A 440-nucleotide genomic window follows, 5' to 3' on the forward strand; every position below is an offset into this window, starting at 1 on the left:
CGACCGACCGCCCCGCAAGCACCGGCCGTCCCGCGCCCACGCGCGGCGTCACCGCGACGGACCGTTCCGCAGCCGCCGGTCAGACCACAGCGACCGACCGCCCGGCGGCCGCTCGCCATCCGACCCCGGAGCAAGCCACAGGTGCTCGCCGCCCCACGAAAGCCAGCGGCGGCGGCCCTGCGCCAGCCGATCTCGCCCGCGACCACCTCACCGACGCCCTGCCCCACGCCGCCCGGGGCGAGGCGCCACCCGCGACCAGCACCGACCTTCTCGCACCGGCACACGCCGACCGGGGCCGGGCCGCGCACGCCAACCCCACCACCACCGCCCACATCACGCACGGGCAGACCGACGCCACCACCGACGCCGCCACCGACGCCGCCCGCTCCGCCACCACCGACGCCGCCCGCTCCGCCGCCACCGGCGCCGCGCCGAGGCGC

General features: G+C 80.0%; 1 pseudogene. It reads left to right on the forward strand.

Annotation, left to right across the window (positions count from 1 at the left end):
* Nucleotides 1–440 (forward strand): annotated as a pseudogene (locus DZA62_RS37090) (hypothetical protein); the annotation flags it as partial.

The organism is Jiangella endophytica (genome assembly GCF_003427025.1).
GTDB classification, from domain to species: domain Bacteria; phylum Actinomycetota; class Actinomycetes; order Jiangellales; family Jiangellaceae; genus Jiangella; species Jiangella endophytica.